This is a genomic window from Spirillospora sp. NPDC046719, from assembly GCF_040645715.1.
GTDB lineage: Bacteria > Actinomycetota > Actinomycetes > Streptosporangiales > Streptosporangiaceae > Spirillospora.
In genome coordinates this window covers 20173-35160 of sequence record NZ_JBEYYT010000054.1, presented here as the reverse complement: position 1 = coordinate 35160, position 14988 = coordinate 20173, and the positions used below count along the sequence as shown (strand labels likewise).

Annotated in this window: 15 protein-coding genes; 6 read left to right on the top strand and 9 right to left on the bottom strand. The window is 74.6% G+C overall.

Annotated elements, in window-relative coordinates; genetic code table 11:
- Positions 1 to 121 precede the first annotated feature (121 nt).
- The gene (locus tag ABZ914_RS12890) at positions 122 to 685 is read right to left on the bottom strand and encodes a TetR/AcrR family transcriptional regulator (protein ID WP_241756337.1); all 564 of its coding nucleotides are present in this window, start codon (positions 683 to 685) and stop codon (positions 122 to 124) included.
- Positions 686 to 769: 84 nt separating this feature from the next.
- Between ABZ914_RS12890 and ABZ914_RS12885 the strand changes: the two genes are divergently transcribed.
- Positions 770 to 1741, top strand: a complete 972-nt coding sequence (locus ABZ914_RS12885; protein WP_500193129.1) for an NADP-dependent oxidoreductase — start codon at positions 770 to 772, stop codon at positions 1739 to 1741.
- Positions 1742 to 1890: 149 nt separating this feature from the next.
- On the opposite strand, the gene ABZ914_RS12880 is transcribed toward ABZ914_RS12885, so the two are convergent.
- From ABZ914_RS12880 to ABZ914_RS12865, 4 genes are all read right to left on the bottom strand, one after another.
- Positions 1891 to 5580, bottom strand: coding sequence for a hypothetical protein (locus ABZ914_RS12880; RefSeq protein ID WP_500193128.1), 3690 nt, complete (start codon positions 5578 to 5580; stop codon positions 1891 to 1893).
- Between the two features lie 132 nt (positions 5581 to 5712).
- Positions 5713 to 5916, bottom strand: coding sequence for a PspC domain-containing protein (locus ABZ914_RS12875; protein WP_190865817.1), 204 nt, complete (start codon positions 5914 to 5916; stop codon positions 5713 to 5715).
- A gap of 161 nt (positions 5917 to 6077) precedes the next feature.
- Positions 6078 to 6758 (bottom strand): HAD family hydrolase, encoded by a 681-nt coding sequence (locus ABZ914_RS12870; RefSeq protein ID WP_500193127.1) that lies wholly within the window; start codon positions 6756 to 6758, stop codon positions 6078 to 6080.
- Complete coding sequence (locus ABZ914_RS12865) at positions 6755 to 7405, bottom strand: MBL fold metallo-hydrolase (protein ID WP_500193126.1); 651 nt, start codon at positions 7403 to 7405, stop codon at positions 6755 to 6757. The genes ABZ914_RS12870 and ABZ914_RS12865 overlap by 4 nt, the downstream gene beginning before the upstream one ends.
- 127 nt (positions 7406 to 7532) lie before the next feature.
- Here ABZ914_RS12865 and ABZ914_RS12860 point away from each other — a divergent pair, with 127 nt between their 5' ends.
- Genes ABZ914_RS12860 through ABZ914_RS12850 form a run of 3 tightly spaced genes read left to right on the top strand, consistent with a single transcriptional unit; the run spans position 7533 to position 9950 of the window.
- Positions 7533 to 8597, top strand: coding sequence for a phosphotransferase family protein (locus ABZ914_RS12860; RefSeq protein WP_500193125.1), 1065 nt, complete (start codon positions 7533 to 7535; stop codon positions 8595 to 8597).
- A complete protein-coding gene (locus ABZ914_RS12855) occupies positions 8594 to 9703 on the top strand; it encodes an Rv3169 family protein (RefSeq protein WP_500193124.1) in 1110 nt (369 codons plus the stop codon). The genes ABZ914_RS12860 and ABZ914_RS12855 overlap by 4 nt, the downstream gene beginning before the upstream one ends.
- Before the next feature lie 43 nt (positions 9704 to 9746).
- Positions 9747 to 9950 carry a hypothetical protein gene (locus ABZ914_RS12850; protein WP_190865825.1) on the top strand — a complete coding sequence of 68 codons (204 nt, stop codon included), beginning with the start codon at positions 9747 to 9749 and terminating at the stop codon, positions 9948 to 9950.
- Between the two features lie 81 nt (positions 9951 to 10031).
- Here the strand turns inward: ABZ914_RS12850 and ABZ914_RS12845 are convergent, their stop codons facing one another.
- The 4 genes from ABZ914_RS12845 to ABZ914_RS12830 all read right to left on the bottom strand — a co-directional run bounded on the left by ABZ914_RS12845 (position 10032) and on the right by ABZ914_RS12830 (position 13200).
- Complete coding sequence (locus ABZ914_RS12845) at positions 10032 to 10343, bottom strand: Fe-S cluster assembly protein HesB (RefSeq protein WP_194737570.1); 312 nt, start codon at positions 10341 to 10343, stop codon at positions 10032 to 10034.
- Between the two features lie 127 nt (positions 10344 to 10470).
- A complete protein-coding gene (locus tag ABZ914_RS12840; protein ID WP_190865827.1) occupies positions 10471 to 11430 on the bottom strand; it encodes an LLM class F420-dependent oxidoreductase in 960 nt (319 codons plus the stop codon).
- 11 nt (positions 11431 to 11441) lie between these two features.
- Positions 11442 to 12209 carry an SDR family oxidoreductase gene (locus ABZ914_RS12835; protein WP_190865829.1) on the bottom strand — a complete coding sequence of 256 codons (768 nt, stop codon included), beginning with the start codon at positions 12207 to 12209 and terminating at the stop codon, positions 11442 to 11444.
- Between the two features lie 91 nt (positions 12210 to 12300).
- Positions 12301 to 13200 (bottom strand): LysR family transcriptional regulator, encoded by a 900-nt coding sequence (locus ABZ914_RS12830; protein WP_500193123.1) that lies wholly within the window; start codon positions 13198 to 13200, stop codon positions 12301 to 12303.
- A gap of 79 nt (positions 13201 to 13279) precedes the next feature.
- On the opposite strand from ABZ914_RS12830, the gene ABZ914_RS12825 reads away from it, so the two are divergent.
- The gene (locus ABZ914_RS12825; RefSeq protein ID WP_190865834.1) at positions 13280 to 14494 is read left to right on the top strand and encodes an MFS transporter; all 1215 of its coding nucleotides are present in this window, start codon (positions 13280 to 13282) and stop codon (positions 14492 to 14494) included.
- A 28-nt stretch (positions 14495 to 14522) separates the two neighbouring features.
- Positions 14523 to 14975, top strand: a complete 453-nt coding sequence (locus tag ABZ914_RS12820; RefSeq protein WP_190865836.1) for an OB-fold domain-containing protein — start codon at positions 14523 to 14525, stop codon at positions 14973 to 14975.
- Positions 14976 to 14988: the final 13 nt, after the last annotated feature.

Here is a 14988-nt window from a genome sequence, read left to right as displayed (position 1 = left end):
GGCGTCGCCGCGCGCCACGGCCGCCCGCAGCCTCGCCCGCGCGCCCTCGTCCCACCCCGTCACAGGGACCTTTGTACAGACAACCAACGACCGAATACGGCGAGTGGCGGGAAATCCCACTTCAGCGCCGCGCGGCGAGCCCGTCCATCACCAGCCCCAGCAGGTGGTCGCGGCGCGCGGCGAGGGACGGCGCCGTGTCGGCGATCGACGCTACCGCGCCGAGCAGGGCGAACAGGTCGGTGCCGTCCACGTCCTCGCGGACGTCCCCGGACTCCTGCGCCCGCCTGAGCAGGTCGGCGCCCGCCGCCCGCATGCGCCCGCAGGACGCGTGCAGCGCCGTGGTGTCGTCCTCCAGCGTGGCGACCAGGGACGCGGCGAGCCCCCGGTAGGCGGCGACCCCCGACGCGAACTCCCGCAGCCACGCGGCCAGCGCCTCCCCGGGCGGGCGCGCGTCCCGCAGCGCCTCGGCGCGGTCCGCGAGCCGGTCGAACCGCCCGCCGAGCAGCGCCTCCAGCAGCTCCTCGCGCGTCGCGAAGTGCCGGTAGAGCGTGCCCATCCCGACCCCGGCGCGACGCGCGATGTCGCGCAGCGACGCCTGGGTCCCCTGCTCCGCCACGACCGCGGTCGCCACGTCCAGGATGCGCTCCCGATTCCGCTGGGCGTCGGCCCGCAGCGCACGCGTCATGTTCCGCATCCTAGGGCGTTGACAATCGGAGCACTGCTCCGGTTACTATTCCGGAGCAGTGCTCCACTTCTCTGGAGGTTACCCATGAAAGCGATCCGCGCGCACGGCCACGGCGACCCCGGCGTCCTCGTCCTCGACGACGTGCCCGTCCCCGAGCCCGGCCCCGGCGACGTCCTGATCCGCGTCCACGCCGCCTGCCTCAACCCGCCCGACTGGTACGCCCGCAGGGGCTACTCGAACATCCCCGCCGAGCTGTTCCCCGGCGGCGAGCGCCCCCGGATCCCGTTCCCCTGGACGCCCGGCTCCGACGCCTCCGGGGTCGTCGCCGCCGTCGGACCCGGCGTCACCGGGTTCGCCGTCGGCGACGCCGTCTTCGGCCTGATCCGCTTCCCCAGCCTGGACGACGGCGGCCGCGCCTACGCCGAGTACACGACCGCGCCCGCCGCGCACCTCGCCCGCAAGCCCGACGGCGTCGACCACGTGCAGGCCGCCGCCGTCCCGATGGCCGGGCTGACCGCCTACCAGTACCTGTTCGACCACGTGCGGCTGCCCGAGGGGCAGACCGTCCTCGTCAACGGCGCCGCGGGCGGCGTCGGCCACTTCGCCGTCCAGCTCGCCAAGACCCGCGGCGCCCACGTCATCGCGGTCGCCTCGTCCCGGCACGAGGACTTCCTCCGCGGCCTCGGCGCCGACGAGTACGTCGACTACACCGCGACCGCCGCCGAGGACGCCGTCCGCGACGTCGACCTCGTCATCGACACCGTCGGCGGCCCGGACGCCCACCGCTTCCTCAAGACCGTCAAGGACGGCGGGACGATCAGCCCCGTGTTCCACGGCGACTACCACCGCGAGGAGGCCGCCCGCCGCGGCATCGAGTTCCGCGGCGGCCAGGTCCACTCCGACGGCGCCCAGATGGCCGAACTCGCCGCCCTCCTCGCCGACGGGTCCCTCCGCGCGGGCATCGACTCCGTCTACGACCTGGCCGACGCGGCGAAGGCGCACGAGCGCGCCGAGGGCGGCCACATCCAGGGCAAGATCGTCCTGTCGGTGCCCTGACCCGCCGGTTACCCTCGCCCGCGGGCGAGGAGCACCGGTTCACCGACGTCACCGAGGACCGGGCGCTCCTCGTGGTGTTCGGCCCCGCGTACGGCTCCCGCACCCGCTGACCGGGCGGCGCCGCTCGGTCACCGGGCGCCGGCGGGGGCCTACCCGGCCGACCGCTCCCGGTAGACCTCCACCGCGTACCGCAGGCGCGCGCCGACGAGCAGCGCCTCGTCCTCCGGGCAGGCCAGCAGGCGGCTCACCAGATCGACGAGCTGGTCGTCGGTGAGGTCGGGCTCGTGCTCGGCGACGCGCGCGACGATCTCGATCAGCTCGGGCCGCCGGTACGTCGCGATCGACCGCCCGCGCCGGATCCGGGGCCCCTCCCCCTGCGGTCCCCCGGCGCCCGCGCGCTCGGCGGGGGGCTCGGGTGCGCTCTCCTGCGGCGGCCGGCGCGGGACGTCCCTCCGGGGCTCCTGCTCCCGCGCGTCAGGGCGTCGCGCGGGCGCGGGCGGCCCCGCCTGTGCAGGCGGGCGACCGCCGGGGCCGGGGTCCAGCGGCCAGCGCGGGGGCCCGCTGGGTCCCGGGCCCGCCGCACCCTCTTGGCGGACGTCCGGACGCCGCGCCGGGGCGGGAGGCCCCGCCTGCCCGGGCGGGTACCCGCCGGCCCCGCGCTGCTGCGGTATCCGCTGCGGAGCGTCGGGCGGGCGCGGCGGTGCCGTGCCCCCTTCACGGACGTCAGGCCGAGGAGCGGGCGGGTCGCCCGGAGGGCGGGCATGGCGGCCGGGAGGCGCGGGTTCGTCGGCGGCGCGAGGAGCGTCGGCGGCGCGAGGGGCGTCGGCCTTGGAGCGGGCGTGCCTGGGACGGCCCTGCTCCGGCTCGGGAGGAGGCGCGAGGAGGCTGAACAGGGACGCGGTCGGGCTGACGGCGTCGTGGAGCGAGGCGGGCAGCGGCGTCGCGGGCGGCGGGCCCTCGGGAGCCGGGAGGTCGGGTCCCGCGGGGCCGACGAGGATGGTGCGGGGCGCGAACCAGAGCAGGAAGAGCGCCTCGGCGCCCGCGTCCTGCTCGCCGTCCACGATGACGGCGTCGAAGGCGTCCGGGCTCGGCGGGAGGGTGTCGGGGATGCGCCACAGCGGGACGATCCACGCGGGGACGGTCTCGAGCGGCGAGGCGGGCGCCGGAGGAAGCGCCGCGCGGACGGCGGCCCAGGCGCGGGCGGAGGCGAGCGCGGCGCTGGAGGCGCGGAGGCGTTCCTCGGCGGCGTTCAGGGACGCCCGGAGGCGCTGCTCGGTCGGGGAGAGCGCGGTCTCGGCGAGGCGGCCGGAGGCGCGGGCCCACGCCCAGGCGTCGTCCCAGTGGCGGGTGCGGGTGTGCCATGCCTCGTCGCCGTCGGTGGCGAGCAGGAGGTTGGCGAGGTCGGCGTGGACGGCGCGGACGCGGTCGAGGAGCTCCTCGCAGCGCAGCTGGAGGGCGCGCTCGTGCCGGGCCTCGGCGTGGGCGCCGAGGCAGCGGCCGTAGGCGTCGGCGTCGCGGGCGTCGATGGCGGCGCGGGCGGCGGTGAGCTCGGGCGGCGCGCCGGGCCCGGCGGGGCCGATGGAGTCGCGGAGGGCGTCGAGGTCGGCGGCGGCGCGGTTGACGCCGAGCCCCTCCAAGGCGCTCTCCAGGGCGGCGACGTAGCCGTACCACTGGAGCGGATGGCTGAGCGGGACGGCGAGGCCGGCGCGGTCGAGCAGGCCCCGGGTCTCGTCGACGTACGGGACGGCCTGGTGGACGCGTTCGAGCCGGGCGTGGGCGCGCACGAACCGGGCGACCCGGTCGGCGGGCGGCAGGTCGGCGGGGAAGGAGATCCCGGCGGCCTCCCAGACGTACTGGAGCTCCTGGCAGGTCATCCGGATCATGAGGTCGGTGAAGACCAGCTCCAGGGCCTCGGCGGTCGCGGGCGGCTCGCCGTCGACGGTGATGCCGGCGAGCAGCGCGTCCGCCTGCTTCTGCGCGGCGGACCGCAGCGGCCCGCGCTTGAGGCTGCCGCCCTCGGCGAGGTGGTTGCGCAGGTCCTGGGCGGCGGACGCGAGGCGGCGCAGGTGGAGCTCGCCGGGCGGGAGGCCGACGCGGTGGCCGCCCATGCGGCCGAGGGCGCGCTCGGCCCAGCCGGCGCGGGCGGCCATCTCGGCGACCCGGGCCCACACGAGCGGGCGGCGGTGGGCGAGGGCGTCGGCGAACGCGCGCACGGCGAGGTCGGCGGGGTTCCAGCCGCCGGGGTGGCCGTCGAGGCCGAGGTCGCGGAGGGCGGCGCCGACGTTGGACGCGGCGCCGTCGAGGCGGGCGAGGAGGGTGACGTCGTGGGCGCGCAGCCGCCGCGACAGGTCGGTCTCGGACCGCTGGACGCGGGCCGCGGCGACCGCCTCCGCCTCGATGAGGGTCCGGACGTAGGGCGCGCTGGGCAGGGTGCCGGGGTCGACGTCGCGCTGGGCGGTGCGGGCCTTGCGCTCCGGGGTCTCGTCGGCGAGGAGCACGACCAGCTCGGCGGCCTCGGCGGCGGAGATCGGCGGCGTCGGCGGCAGGTCGGGGGCGACGGGCATCCACGACAGGCCGGGCGCCTCGGCGCGGAGCCGCTCGGCGAGCTCGCCGCGCGCACCCCGGTAGCCGGACCCGAGGTCGGCGACAGAGCCGCTGCGCAGGTGCTCGGTCAATTCGGCGACGTCCTGCTCGGCCTGCGCCTGCTTCTCGGCGAGGTCGGTGATGTCGGGGACGGGCGCGGCGGCGCGCGCGCGGACGGCGTCGGCGGCCTGCGCCGCGGTGGCGGGGTCGGCGACGGTGAGGCCGGCGAGGTCGGCCGGGAGGGCGGCGCGGAGCGCGGCGGACGCGGACGCGCCGGACGTGGCGACGAGGACCCGGTGGCCGCGCACCAGCAGCCCGGTGAGCAGGTCGGGCACCGTCTGCGGGGTGCGTTCGGGCACGTGCATGACCTGGGGGCGGCGGCCGGGGTCGACGAACCGGGCGAGCCCGTCGGGGACGCCCCGGGGCAGCAGGCCGATCAGCCGGTTGCAGTAGTCGGCGGCGGCCTCGCGGCCGGGCGGCCGCACGACGAGGGCGGGCGCGAGCCGGAGCCGCGGGACGGGCGTGGGGCTGCCCTCGGCGGCCCAGTCCTCCCGGTAGTCGACGGTGCCGCTGATCGCGGTCGCGCACCATTTGCGCAGGACGTCGCCGACGGAGGCGGTGAGCCCGAACCCCTGCCCGGCCTGGACGGCGTCGGACAGCCAGTCGGCGGGCCGGAACCCGGGGGTGCCCGCGAGCAGCTCGCGGTCGCGCAGCGCGGTGCGCCCGGCGAGCACGACGTCGATGCGCTCGGTGCGCTCGTCCAGCGCGATCCGGACGGGGGTGCCGAGCAGGTGGTCGTGGACGGGCGGCGCGCCGGGCGGGCGCCAGGCGAACAGGCCGGCGGCGAGGACGACGTCGTGGTCGGCGAGGTCGCGCAGGATCCGGTACCAGTGCCGCAGGCCGAGCCAGCCGTCGAACTCCTCCAGCACGGCGGGCGGGCTCAGCGGGATGACGGGGACGCTGAACAGCACGTCGCCGGGGCCGGCGTCGGTCTCGACGTACACGTCCCCCGGCAGGTCGGCGAGCCAGTGGACCTGCTCGTGGTCGGCCAGGTCACGGGACGGCCGCCGCCGGGACCGCGCGAGGTCGCGCAGGTGGCCGAGCAGGCGCGCGGCGCGCTCGGCGGCCTGCGCCGCGTCGAGCGCGGATCCGGCGTCCGCCGCGTCCCCGGCCGCCGGGTCCCGCCGGACGCCCGCCGCCTCCGGGGCGGCGTGCTCCGCCGCCCGTCCCGGACCCGGGCCCTGCTCCGGCACCACGGCTCCCTCCTCGGGGCCGCGGAGCCGCCCGCTCGTGCGGTGCCGCCGCCCCTGTGATGCTGTGCACCGATCTAACACCCAAGGGCGGGCCCGGTCGAGCCATTCCGATGATCTTGATCAGTGCGCGCTGACTCAGTGGGCGCGCGCGACGTACCGGTCCTCGCTCGGCATCATGACCCACAGCACCAGGTAGACGACGAACTGCGGGCCCGGCAGCAGGCAGGACAGCAGGGCGAGCAGCCGGACGGTCCACGGCGCCATGCCGAACCGCTGTGCCAGCCCGGCGCAGACGCCGGCGATGATCCGGCCGTGGCGCGGACGATAAAGGCCGTTCATGTTTCTTCTCTCCCCGATCCGTCGATCCGTGAACGCGGGCCTCCCGGCCCGTGTGCCGCGCTTCTTGCGGCCACACCATTCACGCTACGAACCGGGCATCCTGCCCGACATCCCCCTTCCGAACCCTTTGCCCGTCCCTCTCGAGGGGTACGGGATCTTCCCTAGGGGGCGTTGTGCCGGGCGACGAGCGCGGGGAGGTCCTCCAGGTCGTCCAGGACGAACAGGCATTCGGCGAGCGCCTCGTCGTCCTGCTGGATGTGGCCCCAGGGGCCGCGCCGCAGGAACGCGGCCCGCATCCCGAACGCCACGGCGGGCCGCACGTCGTTGTCGATGCGGTCCCCCACGTACAGGACGCGGTCCGGCAGCACGTCGGCGATCTGCGCGCAGCGCTCGAAGAACTCCGTCGCCGGCTTCTGGACGCCCCACACGTCGGAGATGCCGATGACGTCGGCGTCCAGCCCGAGGGCCTCCATCTGCTCGGCCGCCTCCACCGGCTGGTTCCCGGCGATCCCGACGTAGAGCCCCTGCTCGCGCAGCGACGCCAGGCAGGCCCGCGCGTCGGGGTACAGGTCATCCGGGCCGAACCCGTTGGGCACGCCCGCCGCCGCGCGCCGCTTCTGCTCGGCCTCCAGGTCGAACCCGGGCCGGAAGTACTCGAACAGGTCCTGGTGGCTCCCGCCGGCGGCGAGGATCGCGCCCAGCTTGGTGAGGAACGTGTGCCGCGGGACGCCGAGCCAGTCGGCCCAGCGGCCGTAGATCTCGCCCTCGTTGATCAGCGTCTCGCCGATGTCGAAGAAGACCGCCTGGATGGACCGGGGGGCCGGGGGGTGCGGACGGTTCACGGGCGGGCCAGATCCACGGTGGTGCCGGGGGCGAGGCGGCGGAACTCCCGGCCGAGCTCCTCGCCGGCGCCGGTGAGAACGCGTTCCATCACCGACAGGCCGACCTCGTTGAGCAGGCCGTCGTGGATCGCGAAGGCGCGCTCCGGGCGGACGGCGCGGGTGTACTCGTACAGGTCGACGGCCCGCATCCAGGGCGCGTTGCCCGGCAGGCACAGGGTCGGGACGCGCTCGCCGGGGACGGTGAGCGCGTCGCCGGGGTGGAAGACCTCGCCGTCCACGAGGAAGCCGACGTTCGGGATCGGCGGCAGGTCGGGGTGCATGATCTCGTGGTCCTCGCCGTAGACGCGGACGTCGAAGCCCGCGACGGTGACGGCGTCCTCGTGGCCGACCTGGTGGACGCGCCCGCCGAGGTCGGCGAGGCTCTCGGCGACGGTCCGGGACGTCCAGACCTCGAGCGCCGGGTCGGCGGCCATGGCCTTGCGCAGGCCGTCGGCGTCGAAGTGGTCGAAGTGCTCGTGGGTGACGAGGACGGCCCGCGCCCCGGCGTAGGGGTCGGCGTCCCCGGTGAGGCCGCCGGGGTCGATGACGAGGGTGCGGTCGTCCTCGGTGAGCCGCACGCACGCGTGGCCGAGCTTGGTGAGACGCATTCCGCCAGTTTTCCACGCGGGTCCGGTGAACGGACCATTGACCGGCGCTATCACCGCTGATACAACACGGTGAACGCCACTAGAACGCGTTCTAGTTCGGGCGTGCACCGGACCGAGGAGGCGGCGAATGCCCGTTCCCGACCAACGCGATCCCGAGATCACCCGGACCGCCCTGGCGGACTGGCTCGGGGAGCGGCTGCCCGGGGCCGCGATCCCCCACCTGGAGACGCCGCAGACGAGCGGCTTCTCCAGCGAGACCCTGATGTTCGACGCCGAGTGGACCGAGGACGGCACCACGAGGCGCGAGCCCTACGTCGCCCGGGTCGCGCCCGCGAACTACCAGATCTTCCCCGAGCCGCGCTTCGAGGAGCAGTACCGGCTGATGCGGATCCTGGACGAGCGCACCGACATCCCGGTGCCGCCGATCCGCTGGTACGAGCCGTCCGACGCCGTGCTGGGCGCCCCGTTCTTCGTGATGGGCCGGATCGACGGCCGGGTCCCGACCGACATGCCGCCGTACCACATGGACGGCTGGGTGACCGAGATCGCGCCCGGGGAGCGGGCCGCGATGTGGTGGTCCACGCTGGAGATCATCGCGCGGCTGCACCGGCTCGACGTCGGCGAGCTCGGCCTCGGCTTCCTCGACATGCCCGAGTGGGGCGCGCCGGGCCTGGAGCAGCGCCTCAATTACTACGAGCACTACCTGCACTGGGCGTACAAGGGCCCGCAGGAGACGGCGCTGAAGGCCCTGGAGTGGCTGAAGGCGAACCGCCCCGAGGAGCCGGACCCGCCGGTCGCGCTGTGGGGCGACGCCCGCATCGGCAACGTGATCTTTCGGTCGGGCGCGCCCGCCGCCGTCCTGGACTGGGAGACGGCGATGCTCGGCGCCCCCGAGGAGGACCTCGCCTGGTTCATGTTCCTGGACCGGCACCACTCCGAGGGCGTCGGCGCCGCCCGGCTGGACGGGTTCCCGTCCTACGCCGACACGATCGCCCGCTACGAGGAGCTGCTCGGGCGGCCGGTCCGGGACATGCCGTACTACGAGATCCTCTCCGGCTTCAAGTTCTCGGTGATCATGGCGCGGATCGGCCAGGCCATGGTGGACTTCGGCTGGATCGGCGAGGACTCCGACTTCCCCTACAACAACAACTGCACGCAGCTGCTCGCGCGCATCCTCGGAGGCGACACGTGACCCTCTCGCCGCTCGACGACTACCCGATCCACCAGGCTCCCGAGGTGATGCGGCACGTCACGACGTCGGACCGCAACTTCTACGACCGCTACTACTTCAACGTCCACCCCTGCTCGGACGAGATGATGATGCTCATCGGGGTCGGGCAGTACCCGAACCTCGGGGTGATGGACGCGTTCGCGGTGATCCGGCGGGGGCCGCTGCACAAGGTCGTCCGGGCGTCGCGGGAGCTCGGGAACGACCGGATGGACACGTCGGTCGGGCCGTTCCGCGTCGAGGTGATCGAGGGGCTGAAGCGGCTGCGGGTCGTCCTCGACGAGACCGGACACGGCCTGTCGTTCGACCTGACCTGGGACGGAGCGATCCCGGCGACGCTGGAGCCGCCGCACTACCTGCGCTGGCAGGAGCGGGTGGTGTTCGACTCGCGGCGCCTCGCCCAGACGGGCCGCTGGACGGGCACGATCACCGTCGAGGGCGAGACCATCGACGTCACGCCGGACCACTGGTGGGGCTCGCGCGACCGCTCCTGGGGGATCCGCCCGGTCGGCGAACCGGAACCGCCCGGCATCCAGGTGAAGAACGCCGGGACGTTCTACTGGCTGTACGCGCCGATGCAGTTCGAGGACCACTCGATCCTCTGCATCCTCCAGGAGGACGAGAAGGGCCGCCGGCTGCTGGAGGAGGCGACGCGCGTCTGGCCGGACGGCCGCGAGCCCGAGTACCTGGGCCGTCCCGAGTACCGGCCGGAGTACGCGGAGGGGACGCGGGACGTGGTGGCGGCGACGCTACGGTTCGCTCCCCCGGGCGGTGAGCCGTTCGAGGTCCGCGCGACACCCATTCTCCCCGTCCACCTCATGGTCGGGACCGGGTACGGGCTGGAGCCCGACTGGAAGCACGGCATGTACCAGGGGCCCGATCTGAAGGTCCAGGGCGTCACCTACGACACCCGCAAACCGGACGATGCCGCCCGTATGTGGGGCATGGTCGACGCCGTCGGGCGCTACGAGTACCTGGACGGCGCGGCCCCGGGGGACGCCGCGACGGGCCACGGGCTGTTCGAGTACTGGGCGCTCGGCCCCCACCCGTCGTTCCCGGAGAACGGCTGAGCCCGGGCCGCTCCGCGAGGCGGGTTCTGCCAGACTGGCGACCGTGACGACGCCGCCATCGCAGGACCCGGAGGACGAGAGGCGCCGGGCGCGGCGGAGGGAGCTGGACCGGCAGGTGCGCGACCGCTACGGAACCTGGCGCGACCAGCCGCGCGGGCTGGCCTGCGCGGTGATCGCCGCCTTCCTCGTGCTGACGACCGCGGCGTTCGTCTTCGCCGTGGTCGCCGTGGTGGCGGCCGTCCGTTGACAGGACGAAACCGGGGCGCCGATCGCGCGGATCGGCACCCCGGCCCCTCGTCTCGGGCCCGCCCGGGGGCGGGCGGTCACGTCACATGGCCGTTCCCTCGGCGATGGTGAACGCCACGTCGCCCTGCGGGTCGACCTGGGCGTCCAGGGTCTTGTCGTCCAGCAGCTGGGCGACGCTCGGCTCCAGGTAGACCTTGGCGCCCTCTTCCTCGACGACCTGGTCTCCGGCCTCCGGGGCGGGTGCCACCGAGAGCCGCAGCGCGTCCGAGCCATCGACTCCGGACTCGATGCGGATGCCGGTCTCCGGCGGAAGCTCCGGGCTGGCGGTCACGGTATTGATGACCTGGACGGCACCGCTGGTCAGCGTGAGCACGATCAGCTCCTCACGTCTCATGGGGTTCGTTTCGGATGGGGGTCTGCCTCACCCTCCCCACTGCGCGGTGCGGCAAACCCTCACGGCGAGCGAACTTTCGGCCGCGAAGAGCGACGGATCCCCGGCCCGGCGGCGCCGGATCCGCGTCTCAGCCGGCGTTCGGGGCGAGGGCCCGCACGGCCTCCGCCGGCGACAGCCCGCCGCCCGGGACGATCGCCAGGACGGGGGTGGTGAGCCCGTTGTCGGCGTACTCGCGGATCCGCGCCCGGCACGCCTCCGGCGACCCGTGCACGATCAGGTCGTCGACGACCTCGTCCGGGATGACCTCCAGGGCCTTCTTGCGGTCCCCGGCGGCCCACGCCTCGTTCATCGGGCGCAGCGCCTCGCCGCGGCCGAGCCACTCGTGGAACGCCCGGTAGACGGGCACGTTCATGTACGCGGCGATCATCCAGCGGCCGATCCCGCGGGCCTCCTCGGCGTCGTCGGTCGGACAGACGAACAGCCGCGCGACCAGCTCCGGGTCGTCGCCGAGGACGCCGCGGACCGTCCGGACGTCCTTGGGGGCGAGCCAGTTGGTGATGGCGCCGTCGGCCTCGCGGGCGGCGAGCCGCAGCATGCCGGGGCGCAGCGCGGCCAGCACGATCGGCGGCGGCGTCGCGGGGGCGTTCTCCAGCTTGAAGCCCTTGACCGAGAAGGTCTCGTAGTCCTCCTTGACCTTCTCGCCGGCGAGCGCCTTGCGCAGGAAGCGGAGGGTGTCGCGGGTGCGCTTGTACGGCTCGGTGAACGGGATGCCGTTCCAGCGCTCGACGATCGTGTCGGACGAGGTGCCGATGCCGAGGACGAACCGTCCGGGCGCGAGGTCGGCGAGGGTGGCGGCGTGCGAGGCCAGCAGCGCGGGGCCGCGGGTGTAGACCGGCACGATCGCGGGGCCGAGGCGCAGCGCCGGGTCCCACTGGGACGCCAGCGCGAGCGGGGTGAAGGCGTCGGTGCCGTTGGTCTCGGCGGACCAGGCGTCGGTGTAGCCCAGCTCGGACAGGCCCGCGACGATCTCGCGGTGCTCGGCGAGCGGGACGCCGGTCAGCGGAATGGTCAGTCCCCAGCGAGACATGTGCGCCCTCCTCAGGCGATCGATGGCCGGACGGTGGAACCGCCGTCGACGACGAGGGTCTGCCCGGTCATCCAGGACGAGGCGTCGCCGGCGAGGAACACCGCGGCGTTGGCGATGTCCTCGGGCTCCCCGATGCGGCCGAGCGGCATGTGCTTGCCGATCTGCTCCTCGTTGTTCTCCCACAGGGCGCGGGCGAGGTGGGTCTTGACCAGGCCGGGGGCGATGCAGTTGACGCGGACCTTCGGCGCGAGCTCGACCGCGAACTGGCGGCTGAGGTGGATCACCGCGGCCTTGGTGGCGTTGTAGTAGCCGATGCCGTGCTCGGTGACCATGCCGCCGACGGAGGCGATGTTGATGATGGCGCCGCCGCGCTCCTGGAGGGACGCGCGCCAGGCCAGCTGGGTCCACTGCACGATCGCGAACTGGTTGATCTCGACGGTCTTGGCGGCGGCGGCGGGCTCGATGTCGGCCATCGGGCCGAAGTAGGGGTTGGTGCCGGCGTTGTTGACCAGGACGTCGACGGCGCCGAACTCGGCGACGGCGGCGTCCACGCAGGCGGCGGCCTCGTCGGCGTGGCCGACGTGGGCGGCCTTGGGGAGCACGCCGACGCCGGGGCTGGCGGCGCGGATCTCCTCGGCGACCGCGTCCAGCGACTCCTGCTTGCGGGAGGAGATGACGACATTGGCGCCCTCGGCGGCGAGGGCGACCGCGATCGCCTTCCCGATGCCCCGGGAGGCCCCGGTGATCAGGGCGGTCTTGCCCTGAAGTCCAGTCCGCATCCGCAACTTCCCTTCTCGGCGGGCCCCGCGCGGGGGCACGGGTCCGGCAACAGAATCAGGCTCGGTTCACTGTACCGAAGTGACTGACGAGTCAGTTAGCGGACCCGCGCAGCTCACCGCCCCGCTCCAGCACGAACGCCCGGAACCCCTCCACCACCGGCGGGCGCGTCCGCTCCGCCGCCCAGACCAGGCCGATCGTCCGGACGCCGCCGGGGTCGGCGAGCGCGAGGTGCCGGACGCCCGGGACGTCCTCGCCGGCCGGCGGCGGCGCCACGATCGCCACCCCGAGCCCCGCCGCGACCAGCCCCCGGACCGTCGAGTGCTCCTCCCCCTCGAACGCGACCCGCGGCCGCGCCCCGCACGCCTCGAACAGCTCCTCGGTCAGCGCCCGCAGCCCGGTGCCCTGCCGGAAGGCGACGAACGGCTCGTCCAGCACGTCCCGCACCCGGACACTGCCGCGCGCCGCCAGCCGGTGGTCGGCCGGGACGGCCAGCTCCAGCCGCTCGGTGACGAGCGGGTGCCAGGTCAGCGACGGGGCGGCCGGCGGCGGGCTGGTGATCGCGAGGTCGGCGCGGCCGTCCAGGACCATCGCGGCGAGCCGCTCGGAGTTGTCCTGGCTCAGCCGGAACGCCACGCCGGGGTGGTCGCGCCGGTACCGGCGGATCAGGTCCGGGACGAACGACGGGCCCTGCGTGTGCAGGAACGCCAGCGACACCTCGCCGCGCTCCGGGTCGGCGGCCTGCGCGAGCGCGCGCCGCGCCGCCTCCTCCTCGGCGGCGAGCCGCCGCGCGTGCTCGGCGAACACCCGCCCGTACCGGCTCAGCGCGACGCCGCGGCCGACCCGGTCGAACAGCGGGACGCCGAGCTCGCGTTCGAGGCGGGCGATGGCGCGCGACAGCCCGGGCTGGGAGACGCGCAGCTCGGACGCGGCGTTCGTCACGTGCCCCTGCTCGGCGACCGCGAGGAACCACCGCACACTCTGCAGATCCATGCATCCATGATGGATCCGCATCGGTTTCCGCACAAATAGTCATTGGACGCATGAGACCTGGAAGCGGACGCTGGACTCCATGACCGTCGCACCGCCCCTGGAGCTCTCCGAACGGCACCGGCTCGGCTCGCCCGGCCTGCGCCGCGTCAACCTCGCCCTGTTCGCCGCCGGGCTCACCACGTTCATGTCCCTGTACTGCACGCAGGCGCTGCTGCCGGAGCTGTCGGCGAGCTTCGGCGTCTCCCCCGCCCGGTCGAGCCTGCTCGTCTCGCTCGCCACGGGCGCGGTCGCGATCGCGGTGATCCCGGTCAGCTCGCTGTCGGAGCGGTACGGCCGGACCCGCGTGATGATCGTGTCGTCGGTCGCGTCCGCGCTGGTCGGCCTGCTGATCCCGCTGTGCGGGTCGTTCGCCGCGCTCGCCGCCGTGCGGGCCGTCCAGGGGCTCGCGCTCGCCGGGGTCCCGGCGGTCGCGATGGCCTACCTCGCCGACGAGGTGCACGGCGAGCACCTCGGCGGCGCGATGGGCCGCTACGTCGCGGGGACCGGGATCGGCGGCGTGCTCGGCCGGCTCGTCCCCGGCCTGGTCACCGAGGTCGCGGGCTGGCGGTGGGCGCTCGCCGCCACCGGCTTCCTCGCGCTCGCGTTCACGATCGCGTTCTGGCTGCTGCTGCCGCCGTCGCGGTTCTTCCGGCCGTCCCGCGTCGACTACCGGCCGCTGCTCGCGCACCTGCGGGATCCCGGCCTGCGCCGCCTCTACCTGATCGCGCTGACCGCGATGGCCGGGTTCGTCACCGTCTACAACTTCCTGACGTACCGGCTGCTGGACGCCCCGTTCCACCTGCCGTACGCCGTGGTCAGCCTGATCGCGGTGATGAACGTCGCGGGGTCGGCGGCGTCCGCGCGGGCCGGGCTCCTCGCGGACCGGTCCGGGCGCCGGAAGGTGCTCGTCGGGTCGCTCGTGCTGGCGGCGTGCGGGCTGTGCCTGACGCTCCCGGCGGTCCTGCCGCTGGTCGGGGCCGGGCTGCTGGTGTTCACGGTCGGGTTCTTCGGGACGCACGCCGTGGCCAGCGGCTGGGTCGGGCGGCGCGCGACCACCGGCCGCGCGCAGGCGTCCGCCCTGTACCTGTTCGCCTACTACATGGGCAGCAGCGTCGGCGGCACCGCCGGGGGCGTCGCCTACGAGCACGGCCACTGGACGGGGACGGCCCTGTACGTCCTGGTCCTGCTCGGCGTCGGGCTGCTCGCCGCCGCCGGGATGGAATCCGTCCGCTGGGTGGGACGGCGCCGGTCGTGAGCGTGCGCTTGGTTGTTACCGTACGCGCGTGACGACCACCGCCAAGAAACGCCTTCCGGCCGTCGAGGGCTGGTTCACCACCGAGAGCGGGGACGTGCGGCTGCTCGGCACGCGCTGCTCGTCCTGCGGGACCCCCTACTTCCCGCGCAACGAGCTGGCCTGCCGCAACCCGCGCTGCACCGGCCCGAAGGACGGCTCGGAGCTGACCGAGCACGCGCTGTCCGGACGCGGGCGCATCTGGTCCTACGCGGACTCGCGCTACAAGCCCCCGCCCCCGTACGTCTCGCCCGACCCGTTCGTCCCCTACACCGTCGCGGCCGTCGAACTGGAGGCCGAGAAGATGGTCGTGCTGGGGCAGGTCGCGCCGGGCCACACCGTCGACGACCTCGAGGTGGGCATGGAGGTCGAGCTGACGGAGGGCGTCCTCTACGAGGACGGCGAGGCCGAGTACACCGTCTGGATGTGGAGGCCCGTCAAGTGAGCGCGAACCGCGA

What these genes read in the sequence shown, in the direction of transcription:
- ABZ914_RS12860 (WP_500193125.1), top strand. Translation starts at nt 7,533, where the DNA reads ATGCCCGTTCCCGACCAACGCGATCCCGAGATCACCCGGACCGCCCTG.
- ABZ914_RS12840 (WP_190865827.1), bottom strand. Translation starts at nt 11,430, where the DNA reads ATGTCTCGCTGGGGACTGACCATTCCGCTGACCGGCGTCCCGCTCGCC.
- ABZ914_RS12885 (WP_500193129.1), top strand. Translation starts at nt 770, where the DNA reads ATGAAAGCGATCCGCGCGCACGGCCACGGCGACCCCGGCGTCCTCGTC.
- ABZ914_RS12845 (WP_194737570.1), bottom strand. Translation starts at nt 10,343, where the DNA reads ATGAGACGTGAGGAGCTGATCGTGCTCACGCTGACCAGCGGTGCCGTC.
- ABZ914_RS12830 (WP_500193123.1), bottom strand. Translation starts at nt 13,200, where the DNA reads ATGGATCTGCAGAGTGTGCGGTGGTTCCTCGCGGTCGCCGAGCAGGGG.
- ABZ914_RS12890 (WP_241756337.1), bottom strand. Translation starts at nt 685, where the DNA reads ATGACGCGTGCGCTGCGGGCCGACGCCCAGCGGAATCGGGAGCGCATC.
- ABZ914_RS12835 (WP_190865829.1), bottom strand. Translation starts at nt 12,209, where the DNA reads ATGCGGACTGGACTTCAGGGCAAGACCGCCCTGATCACCGGGGCCTCC.
- ABZ914_RS12825 (WP_190865834.1), top strand. Translation starts at nt 13,280, where the DNA reads ATGACCGTCGCACCGCCCCTGGAGCTCTCCGAACGGCACCGGCTCGGC.
- ABZ914_RS12875 (WP_190865817.1), bottom strand. Translation starts at nt 5,916, where the DNA reads ATGAACGGCCTTTATCGTCCGCGCCACGGCCGGATCATCGCCGGCGTC.
- ABZ914_RS12865 (WP_500193126.1), bottom strand. Translation starts at nt 7,405, where the DNA reads ATGCGTCTCACCAAGCTCGGCCACGCGTGCGTGCGGCTCACCGAGGAC.